The organism is Flavobacteriales bacterium TMED191 (assembly GCA_002171975.2).
In the GTDB taxonomy this organism is placed as follows: Bacteria; Bacteroidota; Bacteroidia; order Flavobacteriales; family TMED113.
Genome location: NHIO02000032.1, coordinates 1 through 16426, shown reverse-complemented (window position 1 = coordinate 16426; position 16426 = coordinate 1). Strand labels below are relative to the sequence as shown.

The 16426-nt window shown below is 30.2% G+C and carries 15 protein-coding genes and 1 tRNA gene; 10 read left to right on the top strand and 6 right to left on the bottom strand.

Going from position 1 to position 16426, the window contains the following annotated elements; all coding sequences use genetic code 11:
• Nucleotide 1: 1 nt before the first annotated feature.
• From arsC to CBD51_003280, 5 genes are all read left to right on the top strand, one after another.
• On the top strand, nucleotides 2-346 hold the full coding sequence (gene arsC / locus CBD51_003300; protein ID RPG59352.1) for an arsenate reductase (glutaredoxin): 345 nt from the start codon (nucleotides 2-4) through the stop codon (nucleotides 344-346).
• A gap of 4 nt (nucleotides 347-350) precedes the next feature.
• Nucleotides 351-1721: a class II fumarate hydratase gene (gene fumC, locus CBD51_003295; GenBank protein ID RPG59351.1), complete on the top strand. Its 1371-nt coding sequence runs from the start codon at nucleotides 351-353 to the stop codon at nucleotides 1719-1721.
• Between the two features lie 412 nt (nucleotides 1722-2133).
• Nucleotides 2134-2907: a sulfite exporter TauE/SafE family protein gene (locus tag CBD51_003290; GenBank protein RPG59350.1), complete on the top strand. Its 774-nt coding sequence runs from the start codon at nucleotides 2134-2136 to the stop codon at nucleotides 2905-2907.
• Nucleotides 2908-2910: 3 nt separating this feature from the next.
• Nucleotides 2911-4263: an MBL fold metallo-hydrolase gene (locus CBD51_003285; protein RPG59349.1), complete on the top strand. Its 1353-nt coding sequence runs from the start codon at nucleotides 2911-2913 to the stop codon at nucleotides 4261-4263.
• A 28-nt stretch (nucleotides 4264-4291) separates the two neighbouring features.
• Complete coding sequence (locus CBD51_003280; GenBank protein ID RPG59348.1) at nucleotides 4292-4696, top strand: hypothetical protein; 405 nt, start codon at nucleotides 4292-4294, stop codon at nucleotides 4694-4696.
• A gap of 60 nt (nucleotides 4697-4756) precedes the next feature.
• Here the strand turns inward: CBD51_003280 and CBD51_003275 are convergent, their stop codons facing one another.
• Genes CBD51_003275 through CBD51_003265 form a run of 3 tightly spaced genes read right to left on the bottom strand, consistent with a single transcriptional unit; the run spans nucleotide 4757 to nucleotide 7406 of the window.
• The gene (locus tag CBD51_003275; protein ID RPG59347.1) at nucleotides 4757-5401 is read right to left on the bottom strand and encodes a hypothetical protein; all 645 of its coding nucleotides are present in this window, start codon (nucleotides 5399-5401) and stop codon (nucleotides 4757-4759) included.
• Between the two features lie 13 nt (nucleotides 5402-5414).
• Entirely contained in the window at nucleotides 5415-6152 is a 738-nt protein-coding gene (locus CBD51_003270; GenBank protein ID RPG59346.1) for a hypothetical protein, read from the bottom strand.
• A gap of 33 nt (nucleotides 6153-6185) precedes the next feature.
• Nucleotides 6186-7406, bottom strand: coding sequence for a hypothetical protein (locus tag CBD51_003265; GenBank protein ID RPG59345.1), 1221 nt, complete (start codon nucleotides 7404-7406; stop codon nucleotides 6186-6188).
• Nucleotides 7407-7495: 89 nt separating this feature from the next.
• On the opposite strand from CBD51_003265, the gene CBD51_003260 reads away from it, so the two are divergent.
• The 5 genes from CBD51_003260 to CBD51_003240 all read left to right on the top strand — a co-directional run bounded on the left by CBD51_003260 (nucleotide 7496) and on the right by CBD51_003240 (nucleotide 11377).
• A complete protein-coding gene (locus tag CBD51_003260; protein ID RPG59344.1) occupies nucleotides 7496-7744 on the top strand; it encodes a hypothetical protein in 249 nt (82 codons plus the stop codon).
• A gap of 28 nt (nucleotides 7745-7772) precedes the next feature.
• Nucleotides 7773-8276 (top strand): hypothetical protein, encoded by a 504-nt coding sequence (locus CBD51_003255; protein ID RPG59343.1) that lies wholly within the window; start codon nucleotides 7773-7775, stop codon nucleotides 8274-8276.
• A 7-nt stretch (nucleotides 8277-8283) separates the two neighbouring features.
• Entirely contained in the window at nucleotides 8284-10224 is a 1941-nt protein-coding gene (locus CBD51_003250) for an ABC transporter ATP-binding protein (GenBank protein RPG59342.1), read from the top strand.
• A gap of 70 nt (nucleotides 10225-10294) precedes the next feature.
• Complete coding sequence (locus CBD51_003245) at nucleotides 10295-10915, top strand: hypothetical protein (GenBank protein RPG59341.1); 621 nt, start codon at nucleotides 10295-10297, stop codon at nucleotides 10913-10915.
• A gap of 123 nt (nucleotides 10916-11038) precedes the next feature.
• Nucleotides 11039-11377 carry a hypothetical protein gene (locus tag CBD51_003240; GenBank protein RPG59340.1) on the top strand — a complete coding sequence of 113 codons (339 nt, stop codon included), beginning with the start codon at nucleotides 11039-11041 and terminating at the stop codon, nucleotides 11375-11377.
• A gap of 48 nt (nucleotides 11378-11425) precedes the next feature.
• On the opposite strand, the gene CBD51_003235 is transcribed toward CBD51_003240, so the two are convergent.
• The 3 genes from CBD51_003235 to CBD51_003225 form a co-directional block, all read right to left on the bottom strand.
• Nucleotides 11426-11500: transfer RNA gene (locus tag CBD51_003235), tRNA-Arg, on the bottom strand.
• Nucleotides 11500-13161, bottom strand: coding sequence for a gamma-glutamyltransferase (gene ggt / locus CBD51_003230; GenBank protein ID RPG59339.1), 1662 nt, complete (start codon nucleotides 13159-13161; stop codon nucleotides 11500-11502). Before ggt ends, CBD51_003235 begins: the two co-directional genes overlap by 1 nt.
• A 12-nt stretch (nucleotides 13162-13173) precedes the next feature.
• Nucleotides 13174-16426: T9SS C-terminal target domain-containing protein (locus tag CBD51_003225; protein RPG59338.1), on the bottom strand; the 3253-nt coding region annotated here is incomplete at its 5' end.

Below are 16426 nucleotides of genomic sequence, written 5' to 3'. Positions count from 1 at the left end.
TATGAAAATTTATCATAATCCAAGATGTCGAAAAAGTAGAGAAGCATTGTCTATCTTAATGCAACAAAATATAGAGTGTGAAATTATAGAGTATTTAAAAAATCCAATCAAAAAACCGGAAATTAAAAAAATTCTAAAAATGTTAAATATTTCAGCAAAGGATTTAATAAGAAAAGAAGAGAAATTATTCAAGGAAAATTTCAAGGGGGTGAATCTAAGTGATGCTGAGTATTTAGATCTTCTTTGCAAGTATCCAATATTAATTCAACGACCAATAGTTGTTGAAAATCAATCTGCTGTATTAGGAAGACCACCAATAAATGTGTTAGATTTGTTAAATAAATAAATATATTCTTATGAGAGAAGAATTTGATAGTCTGGGTAAAATTTTAGTTCCAAATGATAAACTCTGGGGTGCTCAAACACAACGATCTATTAATAATTTTCAAATTGGGGAACCTTTTAGTATGCCAATTGAGATTATTAAAGCTTATGCAGTTTTAAAAAAGTCTGCTGCTTATGCAAACTGCGAATTATCTTGTTTGTCAGGCGAAAAAAAGGAAATTATTGAATTGGCATGTAATCAAATTGAAGCTGGAGAATTCGATGATCATTTTCCTTTAGTGGTTTGGCAAACGGGTTCGGGCACACAAACTAACATGAATATAAATGAGGTTATAGCTAATTTAGTTAAGAAAAATTGTGGTATTAGTATACATCCTAATGATGATGTAAATAAATCACAATCCTCTAATGACACTTTCCCAACGGCTATGCATATAGCTGCCTATAAAGCTATAATAAATCAAGTGTTACCATCTTTAGAGAAATTAAAATTATCATTCTATCGAAAATCGGAGATGTTTTCAGATATTGTTAAAATTGGCAGAACTCATTTAATGGATGCAACGCCACTTACTTTAGGGCAAGAGTTTTCATGTTATGTGTCACAGTTAGATTTTGGGATAAAAGCTTTAAAAAATTCTTTACAACATTTATCTAAACTTCCAATTGGAGGTACAGCTGTTGGTACTGGGATTAATGCTCCGAAAGGGTTTGATAAATTAGTTGTTCAAAAAATTAATGATTTTACAAGCTTATCATTTGAAAGTGCTGAGAATAAATTTGAAGGCATTGCAGCGCATGATGCATTTGTTGAAGCACATGGGGCTTTAAAGCAAATAGCGATTTCATTATATAAAATTGCAAATGATATCAGATTGTTAGCATCAGGACCCAGATGTGGAATTGGAGAATTAATTTTATCAGCAAACGAACCTGGATCATCCATTATGCCTGGGAAAGTAAATCCTACACAGTGTGAAGCAATGACTATGGTATGTGCACAGGTTTTTGGGAATGATTCTGCGATTAGTTTTGCAGCATCTAAAGGGCAGTTTCAGTTAAATGTTTTTAAACCAGTAATTGCATTTAATTTCTTATTCTCTGCTAGAATTTTGGCTGACGCATGTAATTCATTTACGGAAAATTGTATTAATAGTTTAGAGCCAAATCAAAAAAAAATATCTGAAAATTTAAATAATTCTTTAATGCTTGTAACTTGTTTAAATTCTCACCTTGGATATGATAATTGTGCAAAAATTGCTAAACTAGCACATTCTAAAAGTATTACTCTAAAACAAGCTTCAGTTGATTTGGGATTTTTAACGGAATCAGAATTTGATTCTTTAGTAGACCCAAAAAAAATGACACATTCATAAATGAGTGTCATTATAAAATCAAAAAAGGTCCGTAAAATACGGACCTTTTTGCTGTCGAAGCTAGTCATAGAAGACTAGCTAGATTAAACAGTTCAGAATAAATATACCCCCATATATTCATTTGATGACACAATTATACGGACAAAATCATCATTCTGTAATAGAAAATAAAATTTATTGTTAACATTTTTCTGTTAACAACCTAACTTATTGCATGAGTTAAGAATTTTTTATTATAAACAAGTATTTTTCTGTTTTAGAATTATGTAGTTGCTGAGTATTGAAATTAATCACAATAAATAGACATATTATTTATAAGGATAATTAAAGAATATATAAGATATATTAAATTAATTGTAAATTGCTGCTCAAATATTGTTTTATTTTTCATCTAGCAATTATAAGTTTTTTCATGATAGAATTATTGGGGTATTTTTTATTTGTTTTGGCAGGATTATTATTTGGTTTATTCGGATCAGGAGGTTCAATCATTATAATACCCATTTTAATTTATGTCTTTAACTTATCTATTTATGAGGCTACAACATATTCTTTATTACTAGTTTTTTTAATTTCTTTATTTGGAACTATAAAGCATATTTGGCAAAACAACTTTCACACTCAAAATTTAATTTTTTTCATCATACCTACACTTTTTTCTACTTTTTTATCTAGGACTTTTTTATTCCCAGTTCTTCCTGGCTATTTTGAATTTTTTAATAAATCAAAAGAAAGTATATTAATGATACTTTTTTCACTTATTATTTTTTTTGCTTCTATTTCGTTTTTTAAGAAACTACAAATTAATTCTTCGTCAAACTATAAATTATTATTAATTATAATAGGCTTGGTTATCGGATTACTCACGGGTCTTTTAGGCATAGGTGGTGGCTTTATTATACTTCCAGCTTTAGTTTTATTTGCAGGTTTAAATATGCGTCAAGCAGCATCCAGTACTTTATTTATAATTATGTTAAATACTTTATTTGCACTTATCTTAGAATTAACTATTTTCAACTTCCAATTTCAAATTAGTTTTATTTTAGAATTATTAATTATGTTGATAATTGGGATGCTAATAGGAATAAAATTATTAAATATTATAGATCTCAAAATAGTAAGGAAATTATTTTCAATTACACTTTTAGTACTATCTTTGTTATTATTCTTGTTTGAATTACTTTAAAATATGTATATACAACAAATATATACTGATTGTCTTGCTCAAGCTTCTTACTATATTGAGTCCGAGGGAGAATCTATTATTATTGATCCAATTAGGGATTCTAGTATCTATTTAGATATATTGATAAAAAGAAAATCTAGTTTGAAATATATTTTTGAAACACATTTTCATGCAGATTTTGTTTCGGGCCATGTCGAACTTGCTCGGCTAACAAATGCAAGTATTGTTTTTGGGCCTAAAGCAATCACATCTTATGAATGCATTTTTGCTACTCATAATCAGGAGTTTCAATTTGGCACTATGAAGTTACGTGCTTTACATACTCCAGGTCACACTCTGGAATCTACATGTTATTTGTTAATTTCTAATTCTAATAAACACGAAGCAGTATTTACAGGCGATACACTTTTTATAGGTGAAGTTGGTAGACCAGATTTAGCTGTAAATCCACAATTAACTAGCCATGATTTAGCAAGTCAATTGTATGATTCACTACACAATGTTATTATGAATTTGGCTGATGATATTATTGTATATCCAGGTCATGGTGCAGGTTCTGCGTGTGGAAAAAATATTAGTTCTGAAAAACAATCTACGATTGGAGAACAAAAGAAATCTAATTATGCATTACAACCAATGATTAAAAAAGAATTTATAGAAATGGTATTAAAGGGGATATCATCTCCCCCTCAATATTTTTCACATGACGTTGCTATGAATAAGCAGGGGTATCAGCCAATCTCAGGTGTTTTAGAAAACAGTGTCAATAAACTAAATTATGTAATGTCTTCTACTTACATAAAAAAAGGTATTACTATTCTTGATGTTAGATCTCCTCATGATTTTGAAAAAGGATTTATTCCTGGCTCAATTAATATTGGTAAAATGGGCATGTTTGCTCCGTGGGTTGGTACAATCATTTCACCTAAGTCCAAAATTATATTAGTATGCAATATAAATGAAGAGGTAGAGGTTATTTCTAGATTAGCTAGAATTGGTTATGAAAATGTTGTTGGTTTTATTTCGGACTTACAAGACTGGCATGATAAGAATGAGTTAGAGTACATTGAGTCAATATATGCAAATGCAATCAAAGAAGATAAAAATAATATTTTCATCTTAGACGTAAGAAAAGAAGCCGAATTGAAATTGGGTTATGTTCAAGATTCAGTTAATATTCCATTAAGTGAATTGTTAGTCAGTTTAGATAGGATTCCTAAAAGTGCAAATTTAATAATCTATTGTGCTGGAGGTTACCGATCAATGATTGCAGCCTCAATTTTAAAATCGAAGGGTTTTAATAATATCAAAAATGTTTATGGTGGATATAATGAAATTGCTAGAAATCAATTGTAATTAATATAAAAATATTATATTCGAGTGTATGAGTAATTTTGTTAAAATATTTTTCGCAGTAACTTTTATGTTTTTAACTAGTTGTAGTACTGGTCAAGAAGGTGATGTTTTTTTAAGAATTCGAGCTGTTTTAGAACCTAATAGTTTTTCAATTAACTCAAATGATATTCCCTCTAATTTTGAATATGATGTTTTTTATGAAATCAAACCAGGCTATTATGATTTTGAATATATAGACCATGAAAACATAGCGCATCCCCAACTAGGAGAATTAAGCGTCCTTGAAGCCACAGCTAACACGGGAACTGATGGAGGAATATTTAATTCAGCTAGTGATGGAGAAGATGTATATATAGATTTAATTTTGCTTTCAAGTGGACCAATTATTGAAACTTATAATTATTTTACAATTGCTTCAACTTTAAATTATTAAGTTATTTTCTTAACTCTTGAAATAAAGACCAGACATACAATAAGAGTTATTTGTATAATTTTATAAACCAATATTAAAGCGAACACCTGTAACAATTCCAGCTGATTCAAATGCAGTTTCGAAAGCTTCAGAATTAATTTCGTTTAAATTATTAAAATAAATAGGGTCAATTTGATAATTGATAAAAGGATTAATACTGAAGTATTGTGTTCTTAAATTTAAACCTGCACCAAGAAATGGAATAAGTAGGTTATAATCATATGTATAATCTTCAAATACGTTGTCAGCGTAAGTATATATTAAACTTGATAAGTAGACTTGCGCACCAATGCTTGCATATGCGTTTAGTCGATTAGGGATATTTAACACACGATATTGTAAAGCAATATATGGAATAATTGCTTCCGTTTTTTCTTCATAATTAGCATTCAGCAAATTTGTTTCAGAAAAATCATAGTTTATCTTACTATTATTATACTCTGCACCAACTAACAAAGTGTAATATCCAATTGGTAGAGAGATACTTTGATTATAATATATACCAATATTACTATTTCTGCCCTGAATTTTTGAAGGAATGAATTCTCCATTTTCTAATGGTAATAAGGTTGTGCCATTATTTTGATTACTACTACCAGAAATACTTATACTTTGTGAGAGTATTAATTCAGGCAATATGAGTAATAAAAAAAATAATTTTTTCATATAAATTTTGTGATTAATTGTCTCTGCCAGTTAATAAATATAAAATTTTAATTCCAGGTCTAAATTGTGCTTCATCAGTACGGTCTTTGATAATCATTTTATCATCTATATCAATTTCATTAAAAAACAATTTTACATAGGGCATGACAATTAGTTTTGGAATTGCGTAGAGTTCCATGCCCGCAACAGCGTAATATCTAAATCTTCTTTCTACACGTTCATCGACTGGAATGGATTGAATTGGATCTGCAGACGCATTAGTTTGATTGTCAATATAAATAAAGGAGCTTGTTATTTGATCAATGCGAAAGTCTCCACCTATTCCTATATATGGCCAAATATTTACAGGTTGGAAGCCATGAACAATTTCAAACGCATATTTAATATAATTTGATTTAGTTTGGTATGGGGTCATTGGCCAATTATATTCAAAGTCAATATCACTATCTTGTATATGTTTTCTGTTTCGCCATCCTCTTGTAAAGTTAATTCGACTAGCCCAAAAGCCAATAGGAGAAGGCATGATTAATTGTTCAAAGTCTAAATTTAAATACGTATGACGTTCTTCATAATCTACAGGTCTGAAATTATCAACATCTTGAAATGGTTCATCTAAATAAAATGGATCGAGATGAGTCCATGAGTCGTATTCACTCCATGCATTTATAAGTATTCGAGTATGAAGAGCTTTTGATTGAGAGACTGCCAAATATGGCAGGATGAAAATAAATAGATATATCAATTTATACATATGTATAAATATATAAAACTTAATTCTTTTTGTCTAATCCTCATTAGGTTCTATTTTATTAGATGTTTCGGGAGTTGAAATTATTTCATGATTAATAGCTTTAGATTTTATATCCTTATGTCTAATATCTTCATCTTTTAAATCAATTGCTTTCCCACCTCTTTGCAGACTTGCATTAACAATATCCCCCTTTTCATATTCTAATGCCTTATCACGGATGCTATTTAAACTTTTTTTAGAAATTAGTTGCAGCATTCTCTCTGTTAACTCAATTCCATGTTCATTCATATCCGAGTTGATTTGAATTACACGTTTTATATAGTTCATAGAACCTGCAAATGCACGAGCTAGATTTTCTCTGTCCTCAGGGGATAATTTTTCTGCAAATTCATAGTGTTCAATTTGTTTGAGAGACCATATAGTAATCTTAAGAGACTGTGGAGAAACTATATGTACACAGTAATTAGAATCTTCATAGATTTTGTTTTGAATTACATGAAGAGCATTTTCAGGGACAACTAAAAATAATTGTTTTTTAACGTCTTTATGTTGGGCATATTTTGCTAGTGAATCAACTTGTGTGCGAATATATTTTGGAAAGTTATCTAACTCTTCATTTCTTGGACTCTTAGCATCAAATACAATGTACTCATCACATATTTTTATAATATTATCTGGTTGTTTTTTATAAGGCCATTTATCTTTTTCAATAAAATCAACACTTTGTTCATTACATATTATCTTAATTAAATTATTTACATTTTCTTCATGATTGAGCCATTGTCGTTTGATTTTTTCTTTTTCCTCATGTTCTTTGATTGTTTCTAATTCTTCTTTTTTTCTTTCTCTTTGCTCAGCGTTAGCTTGAAATTGTTCCCATTTATTCATTAATGAGTCACGTTTAGCATCTTTAGCTAATTCTTCTTGTTTTAATTTATTTAGCTCAGTTAAGAGTTCAACATTTTTCAGTTTTAATGGATTTAGTAATTCATTTTTATTCTTAACAATTTCTATTTCTGTTTCTAATTTTTGATTTATTTTTTTTTCAGTTTGATAATCTGTTTCTAAGTTAATTATCTTTTGATTTAATAATTCTGTCTCATTAGATGTTTGCGAATTTTTTATTATTAAACTTTCAATTATATTAGATAACTCTCCTAGTTTTAGAGTAATTTGGCTCCAGTAAAATAGTCTACTGAAAAAATTAGATTTTGTAATTGATTTTAATTTTTCTTGAATGTCGGAGTATTCCATTATTTGATAATTTTGTGTAATGTAAACCTAAATAAAATTATTTTGATTTTGAAATCCTACGCAGACAATAGTAGCTTTATGTAATTACTATGGTAAAAAGATTCAAAAAAAAGTATAATATAGTTCATCCATTAGATTTACATGGAGTAAAACATGCAAATGTGGTTAAATTAGTAGAGGATTATCTGTTTCAAAATCAAGAAGAATGTCCTTTAAAAATTATTACAGGCAATTCGGACAAAATGAAAAATATTGTAATTAATGTTGTTCAGTCAAACGGATTTAATTATTTAGAAGGAGATTATTATAATAGAGGTTATATTACTGTATTAAATTAATTTTATATCTTTAATATAAACATTGTATATGAAAAAAATTCTATTGATTTGTTGCTTATTTTCTATTTTTTTTATTGGCTGTAATAAAGGTTGCACAGATTCAACTGCTTGTAATTTTGGGGATGAAGATGAAGCATGTAAGTATTCTAACGAGCAAGAGGGGCTACTTACAGGTGCATGGAATTTAGTAGATATTTATGATGAATATGGAGTATGTATATTTTCTAATTCATTAGATTTTGATTGTGAATATGACAATGTTTTAGAATGGGTTAACATAGGATTTAATAATGATAATACTTGTCAACTTTATACAGGGCCAACCAATTTTTCGGATCCGCTTCCTATAGGTCTATGGTCTATAAATATATGTGAAAACAAGTTGAATTTTATTAATCCTACTGAAGGTTACAGTGAATATATTTATCCTGAATTATTGCCTTTTGGATCTCAGGAGATTATTGAATTGTCTTGGAATATTTTCATGTTTGAAGATTCTGATGGCAATATACTTCGTTGGGAAAGGATATAGCTCAAATATGATTTCAATTGATAATTTATCACTTTATTTTGGCGCTCAAAATGTTTTTGAGAATATTTCTTTCATGATTAATAGTAGTGACAAAATTGGCTTGGTAGGTAAAAATGGCTCTGGAAAATCTACATTATTAAGAGTTTTGACTAATAATTTAAGTCCTAATTCAGGAAAGGTTACACATTTGAAAAATACAGTTGTTGGATATTTACAACAAGACATTGATTTTAAAGACCAATATACTTTAATTCATGAGATGACACAGGTTTTTGGTAATATTGAAAACTATAAAAAAGATATTGATAATTTAAATAATGAGATTGCAACTCGAACTGATTATAATAGTCAATCGTATTTAGATCTTATAAATAAATTATCTAGGACAGAAGAGCTTTTAAGAATGGAAGGGGGGCATGATGTTAATCTTCAAATAGATAAAATTTTAAAAGGACTTGGGTTTCAGCATGAGGATTTTGATAGGCATACTTCTGAATTTAGTGGTGGGTGGCGGATGAGAATTGAATTGGCTAAAATACTTTTAAAAAATCCAGATGTATTATTATTAGATGAGCCGACTAATCACTTGGATATAGTGTCAATAATATGGCTTGAGAAATGGTTGCAAAATTATAATGGAGCTATAATTCTAGTATCCCATGATAGACAGTTTTTAGATGCGATTATTAATAGAACAATTGAAATATCGTTTGCAAAAATAAATAGCTATAAAGCCAATTATAGTAAGTATTTGGATTTAAGAAAGGATCGGCAACAAAAACAACAACAAGCCAAAAAGAATCAAGACAAATATATCGAACAAACAAAAATGCTAATTAATAAGTTTAGAGCTAAGAAAAATAAAGCAGCTTTTGCTCAAACTTTAGTGAAGAAATTATCCAAGTTAGATGTCATTGAAGTTGAACAGGATGATGTTTCAAAAATGAATTTTCGATTTCCCCCTGCTCCACATTCTGGAAAGGTCACTTTTAAAATGAAGAGTATTTGTAAAAGCTACGGTAGTAAGGAGATTTTAAAAAACATAAATCTTGAAATTAATAAAGGTGAAAAAATCGCATTTGTAGGTAAAAATGGGGAAGGCAAAACTACCTTAGCAAAAATAATAGTTTCTGAAATTGACTTTGAGGGGAAAACACATTTTGGATATAATGTTCAATATGGTTATTATGCACAAAATCAATCTGATTTTTTAGACGATGATAAAACTATTTTTCAAACTATAGATGAGGCTATAACTTTAGAATCTAATTTAAAAGTAAGAGATGTTTTGGGGTCTTTTCTCTTCACAAAGGATGATGTAGATAAAAAAATTAGAGTACTGTCAGGTGGAGAGAGAGCTCGAGTTTCACTTTGTAAATTATTATTGTCACCAGTGAACTTTTTAATTATGGATGAGCCCACAAATCACTTAGACATTATCTCTAAAGATATTTTAAAAAAAGCCCTTGTGGATTTTGATGGCACTTTAATAATTATCTCCCACGACAGGTCTTTTTTACAGGGTTTGTCAAATAAAATTTATGAGTTTAAAAATAAGGTTATTAAGGAGTACTTAGGAGACATGGATAGTTTTTTACAGGACAACAAATTAGATAGTTTAATTGATTTAAATAAAGATATCAAAACACATAAAAAAAGTGCATCTAAAAAAGATAGTGCACAAAAGATATCTTATCATCAAAGAAAAGAGAAAGATAAAAGTATTAGAAAACTAGAAAAAAAAATTTCAGCTATTGAAAAAACTATCTCCTCCTTAGAAGAAAAGAAAAGAAAATTAGATGTTGAATTATCTAACCCTGAAAAATTCAAAGAATTATCAAAAAACAAAGATTTTTTTCATAATTATGAACTAAGTCAAAAAGCTATAAAGGAAAAAGAAATGGAATGGGGAGACTTAGTCTTAAAGTTGGATAAGCTTAAAAGTTAAAAAAATCATTAGTTTTTATTTTAGAACGCAATTTTTATATCTAATTTTNAGGAAAATAAAAAATTATACTATGAAAAGAATTGCTTTATTTTTATTAGTCATTGGATTTGTATTTTATTCTAATGCACAAAAAAGAAATGGTCTTGGACTGCATTTGGGAAGTATTGCATCAAATACTTACGATATTACTAATGGCTATTTTGGTGATATTGATCCTCAGCCTGGATATCANGTTGGACTGAGATATAATTTCAANTTNGGTCCCNTTGGTGTNTGTTCAGAANTTAATTATAATTCNATTAATTANAAAGAGCCGATTTCTCTNTACGATATAAATTTAAACTACATATCNNTTCCAATTTTATTTAAACTCTANATTGGTGGTTTTAATATTCATGTAGGCGGGCAGGCTTCTTACTTAGTAGGAGGTAATAATGGATTAGGCGACATTACTGATGATGCGTGGTATTATGATATGGATGGTGTAGATACATGGCTGTATAATGACACAGATATTGCTGCTGTTTTTGGACTTGGTCTAGANATGAAGAGATTATATATCACATGGAGATCAACAGCTTCATTAACTCCTATTGGTAATGTAGATGTTTCAGAAACCTTTTTAGGTTTCGATTCTGATGACTTGCTAAGGCTTGTTTCAAGTTCACTTTCAATAGGTTTCCAGTTTTAGAGAAGCCTATTGTTTTATAAATTTACTATATATCTTCATATTATTGAATAGAATTACTCTTCTCGTCTAGTTTTAGCTATGGAAAAAAGATTTAGAAAGTGAAAAAATACATATATTTTAATTATGTGGAATAAACTTGATGCTTTTTGTAATGATGTTTTCTGTAGTGAAGAAAAAAAAATTACTGTAAATAATTATTTTGAAATAACTTATAGTTTTAATCAAAGAATTTCGGAAATTGACCTGCCTGAATTTCCGGAAGTATTTGATTTAATAAAAGGTCCAGAGAAGCATACTGCCTGTGAAGTAACTAATGGTGTTTTTATAAAGGAGACCAGTTTTAAGTGTTTTCTTATTCCTAAATTAGCAGGTGTTTTTGTCATCGAGCCTGCGTGTGTAACTTTTGACTCAACTCCTTATTATTCAGAACCCCTAACTATTAATGTTTTGAAAAATGAATAGCCCAAATGAGACATTAAAAAACACTTCTTAAAATAATATATAATTTAGTAGTAGCCCCGCTAGGAGTCGAACCTAGATCTAAAGTTTAGGAAACTTTTATTCTATCCATTGAACTACGGGGCCTAATTTGTATGCTGAATTATTTTTGCTGTATTATCACCTCTTTTATCAGGGCCAACAGACACTGAGTCTTTTTGAAGCATAATTGCATTCACATTCCCAATGCTTTTTCGTGTTTTGATATTATGTCCTAACTCATTGAGTTTTAAATTTAGGACTTTTGAGTATAATTCTTGCTCCATAAGTATATGGTCAGGCTTCCATTGATGATGAAATCTCGGATAATTTACAGCAGACATTATATCCATTTCAAAATTGATAACATTTAATATTGTTTGAAAAACGGAAGTTATAATTGTAGAACCACCAGGAGATCCAAGAATTAAAAATAAATTGTCTTTTTTTTCAATTATAGTTGGTGTCATTGAACTGAGCATTCTTTTACCGGGTTCAATAGCATTAGCATTTGAACCAATTAAGCCATATGTGTTTGGACTTCCTGGTTTAGAGCTGAAATCATCCATTTCATTGTTTAATAAAAATCCTCTTTTATTTACAAATACCTTAGATCCATAATTTGTATTGAGAGTAGTTGTGACTGATACTGCGTTCCCATATTGATCTAGAATTGAAAAATGTGTTGTTTCTTCACTTTCATTATATTCAAATGAACCTTCAGATATAAATTTTGATGGTTTTGCTTGTAGTAAATTTATATCTATTGCTCTTTGTTTATTATAATTAGGGTTCATTAACTTATTTACTGGAACAAAATAAAAATCTGGATCCCCTAAGTATTTAGCTCTATCAGCATATACTAGTTTTTCAATTTCTGACAATAAGTGTATGTATTCAGCACTGTTATGTTGTATTGTATCTATTTTAAAATTAGCTAGAGTCATTAGAAGTTGCGCAATAGCAATACCACCGCTAGATGGTGGTGGCATACTAATTAATTTATAGTCTCCAAAGTTGTAGGTTATAGGTTCTCGCCAAATAGCTTGATAGTTTTTTAAATCTTCTAGAGTCATTACTCCATTTTCACTAATAGTATTTATGATACTATGAGCAATTTCCCCCTCATAAAAGCCTGACCTTCCTTTTTCTTTTATAATGGATAATGTTTTTGCCAGATCTGCTTGTTTTAAGCTGTCACCTGCAGTCCACAAGTTTTTTTGTAAATAGTTATTATTCGGGTTAAATTTTTCAAAATCATTTTTATAAAAATTAAATCTTTCCGCCTGTTGCTGTGTAATTGGGAATCCATGTAATGCAAGATTGATAGCATAATTAAATAGTGTGTCTATATCAATGGAGCCAAATTTTCGATGAGCTTGAAAAATCCCATCAATAGTCCCAGGAACTCCGATTGATAGTGCGCCATAGGTACTTAGTGAATCAATTATCATTTGATTATCATCTAAATACATGTTTTTCTTGGCTCCTTGTGGGGCTGATTCTCGAAAGTCTAAGCAATAATGATTGCCATTTTCTTCTCTATAAACCATAAAGCCTCCCCCTCCGATATTCCCAGCGCTAGGTAAACATACAGCTAATGCTAGTTGTACTCCAATAGCAGCATCTATTGCATTACCTCCTATTTCTAAAATATTTATTCCAATTTTTGTTGCTTCAGGATGTCCACAAACAACCGCACCTGTATCATTATTATAACATCCAATAAATAATAGAATAGCTGCTAAATTAATAAAGTGCTTCATTATTCAAGTGCTAGCTTATTGAACAATTATAACTTTTTGTTTAGTTAGATTATTACTTATAATTTTCATATTATATAAGCCACTACTAAAATTATTTTTTAATTTAATTTTTTGTTCGCTTTGGTTAATTAATGATGTTACTAATTTACCTTTGCTATCATATAGATATACATTGTATTTATCCCCATATAAATTGCTAATATGTATATTAGTATAATCACTAAATGGGTTTGGGAAAACAACAAAATCTAATTCATTTTCAATTTCATCAATTCCTACAGACAATGTAATATCAATTGAGATTGTTTCAGTAGTTGTACAGCCATTATCATTAGTTTGAGCTAAAAATAATTCCGCCTGTCCTTCTAGGTTCCAAATTATTTGTACATCACTTCCATTGTCACTACTAACTATGTCACCCATTTCTTCTGGCTCAATACTCCATTGATATGTATTAGAATTATTCTGTGTATAATAGGTTTGCGTGTTGCCAGTAAGAACATCAGTAAGTCCATTAATATTAAAAACAGGGTTATCATATACAGTTATTTCGATAGTTGGTGAACTTACCTCGCAACCCACAGAACTGATGCCCGTCACAGAATAGATACCAGTTGTATTAACATTTAGTGAACTAGTATTATTGCCAAAAATAACTCCATTAATTGCTTCTGTCCATATGTAGTTTGTAAATGATCCAGAAGAATTGATTGTTGTTATTTCACCTTCACATATTTCAGTATTTAATGAGCTTAAATTAATATTCTGCGGGTTAGGTTCATCAATAGTAAAAATATCTGTTAACTCACATCCATTATCATCAGATATAGAGATGATAAATTCACCAGATGATAAAGAATTTGGATTAACTGTAGAGCCATTTAATGAAGTAAATGAATAAGTAAACGGAGGTGTTCCACCACTTATTAATACATCAACATTTCCATCGTTCCCATTATAACAAGACACATCATTAATAATTAATTCTTCGATTTCAAGCACATTTGGTTCACCTAGTACAAAGGTTGTCTGATTCAAGCAACCTTCAGCATCAGTGACTTGCACAGCATATGCTCCGGCAGATAAATTATAGGCATCTTGATCTATAGAAATAATATTTCCTTGAGGGTTAAGCCAAGAAAATACATAGGGAGGTGTTCCGCCACTAATAGTACTTGTTAATGCTCCATCATCTCCACCATCACAAGAAATAAAATTTAAATAATTAATTTGTATTTCAAATGCATTTTCTTCCTCAACATCAACAGATTCGAGAGTTTCACAGCCATTAACATCAGAAATATAGACGTCATATGAGCCACCACTTGCACCTGAAACAATAAATAAACCATCAACAGATTCACTGGTATATTCATCTCCATTAAAATCTTCTATGTAGATAGAATATGGCCCATTACCGCCAGTAGTATAAATGGTAAATGAACCATCTGATGCACCTGGGCAAGTAACATTCAGAATGTTTTCATCAACAAAGGTTGATAGTTCTAAATAATAGCATTCGGCTGAATCTGTAGCTTCTGGATCAAAATTACAAGCTAGACCATCCTGGCAACCTTCTATTTCTAATTCATCACAAACCCCATCTGTGTCAGTATCTACTATACAGCCATCACAATTATAAAATTCTTCTGGGTAAATACATATACCTGAATCAGTGGCTGACGCATCATAATTACATGCATCAGGTTCTTGGCAACCTTCTATTTCTAATATATTACAAACACCGTCATTGTCTATGTCTCCGTTTCCATTTTCGTCTAAATCTATTATGAAGTTATTATTAATATCAGTATCAGTACATTCACCATCACATGTTAGATAGAATTCTGAGGGATATTCACAGCAATCTTGAATACCGTCCTCGTCAATATCTTCACATGGCTCAGTAGCAGATGCATCATATGTGCATGCAGCATAACCAGGTGAAACAGACCAAACTTGCTGTCCGTCATCGGTACAGCCAATGACTTCTAATTCATCACACACTCCATCAAAATCAGTGTCATTAATACACCCGTTACAATCAAATATAGGAGGATTATTGTTATCTATCGCCTGGTCATTTAATAACCCACAATCATCAAATCCATCTCCATCATAATCACCCATTCCAATACAATAATAACATGAAAAATCCTCTTCAGTAGCATCTGAATTATAATTACAAGCAGTATTATCAGTACATCCGTTAACTTCATCTGAATCACAAATACCATCGCCGTCTGTATCCGGATTGTCTTGGTTAAATGAGACGCTTGCAGTAAATAGGTACTCACAATTATATGAGTCAGTTATATTGATTATATAGCTGCCGACACATGCATTGACTAGATTTCCACCTGTAGTATTTGAAAAATTACCCGAATTATATTCAACTATATAAGGGGGTTGTCCATTATCAATAGTTAATTGAATTGCACCATCACAAGCTGCCTCGCAACTTGCATCTACAATAACTACGCTCGCAGTTATTTCACTATAAAAACATGATCCATCATCATCGGTGCATCCCAAGTCAGGATCATAATTACAAGCATTTGGATCAGTACATCCAGGAATTTCATCATCATTGCAAATACCGTCATTATCAATATCGTTATCAATAATTTGTCCTACTTCACATGTTTCACAAATCCCATCTACATAAAGGCATGAATCATTTTCATCTGTTGCTAATGAGTTGTAATTACAAGCATTGGAATCAGTACATCCAGGAATTTCATTATCATTGCAGACTCCATCATTATCAATATCATTATCTATAATTTGTCCCAGTTCACATGTTTCACATAGCCCATCAATATATATGCAAGAGCCATCATCATCAGTCGCTAATGTATCAAAATTACAAGCTGAGATATCGTCACATCCGGGAATTTCATCATCATTACAGACTCCATCATCATCAATATCATTGTCTACAATTAATCCTTCTTCACATGTTTCACAGGTCTCATTTGCATAAATACAGGATTCATCTTCGTCAGTTGCTAAGGCATTATAATTACATGCATTTGTTTCGGTACATCCAGCGATTTCATCATCATCACAAACCCCATCATTATCTGTGTCATTATCTACAATTATTCCTTCTTCACATGTTTCGCAGGTCTCATCTACATAAATACAGGATTCATCTTCGTCAGTTGCTAAGGTATTATAATTACATGCATTTGTTTCGGTACATCCAGCGATTTCATCATCATCACAAACCCCATCATTATCTGTGTCATTATCTACAATTATT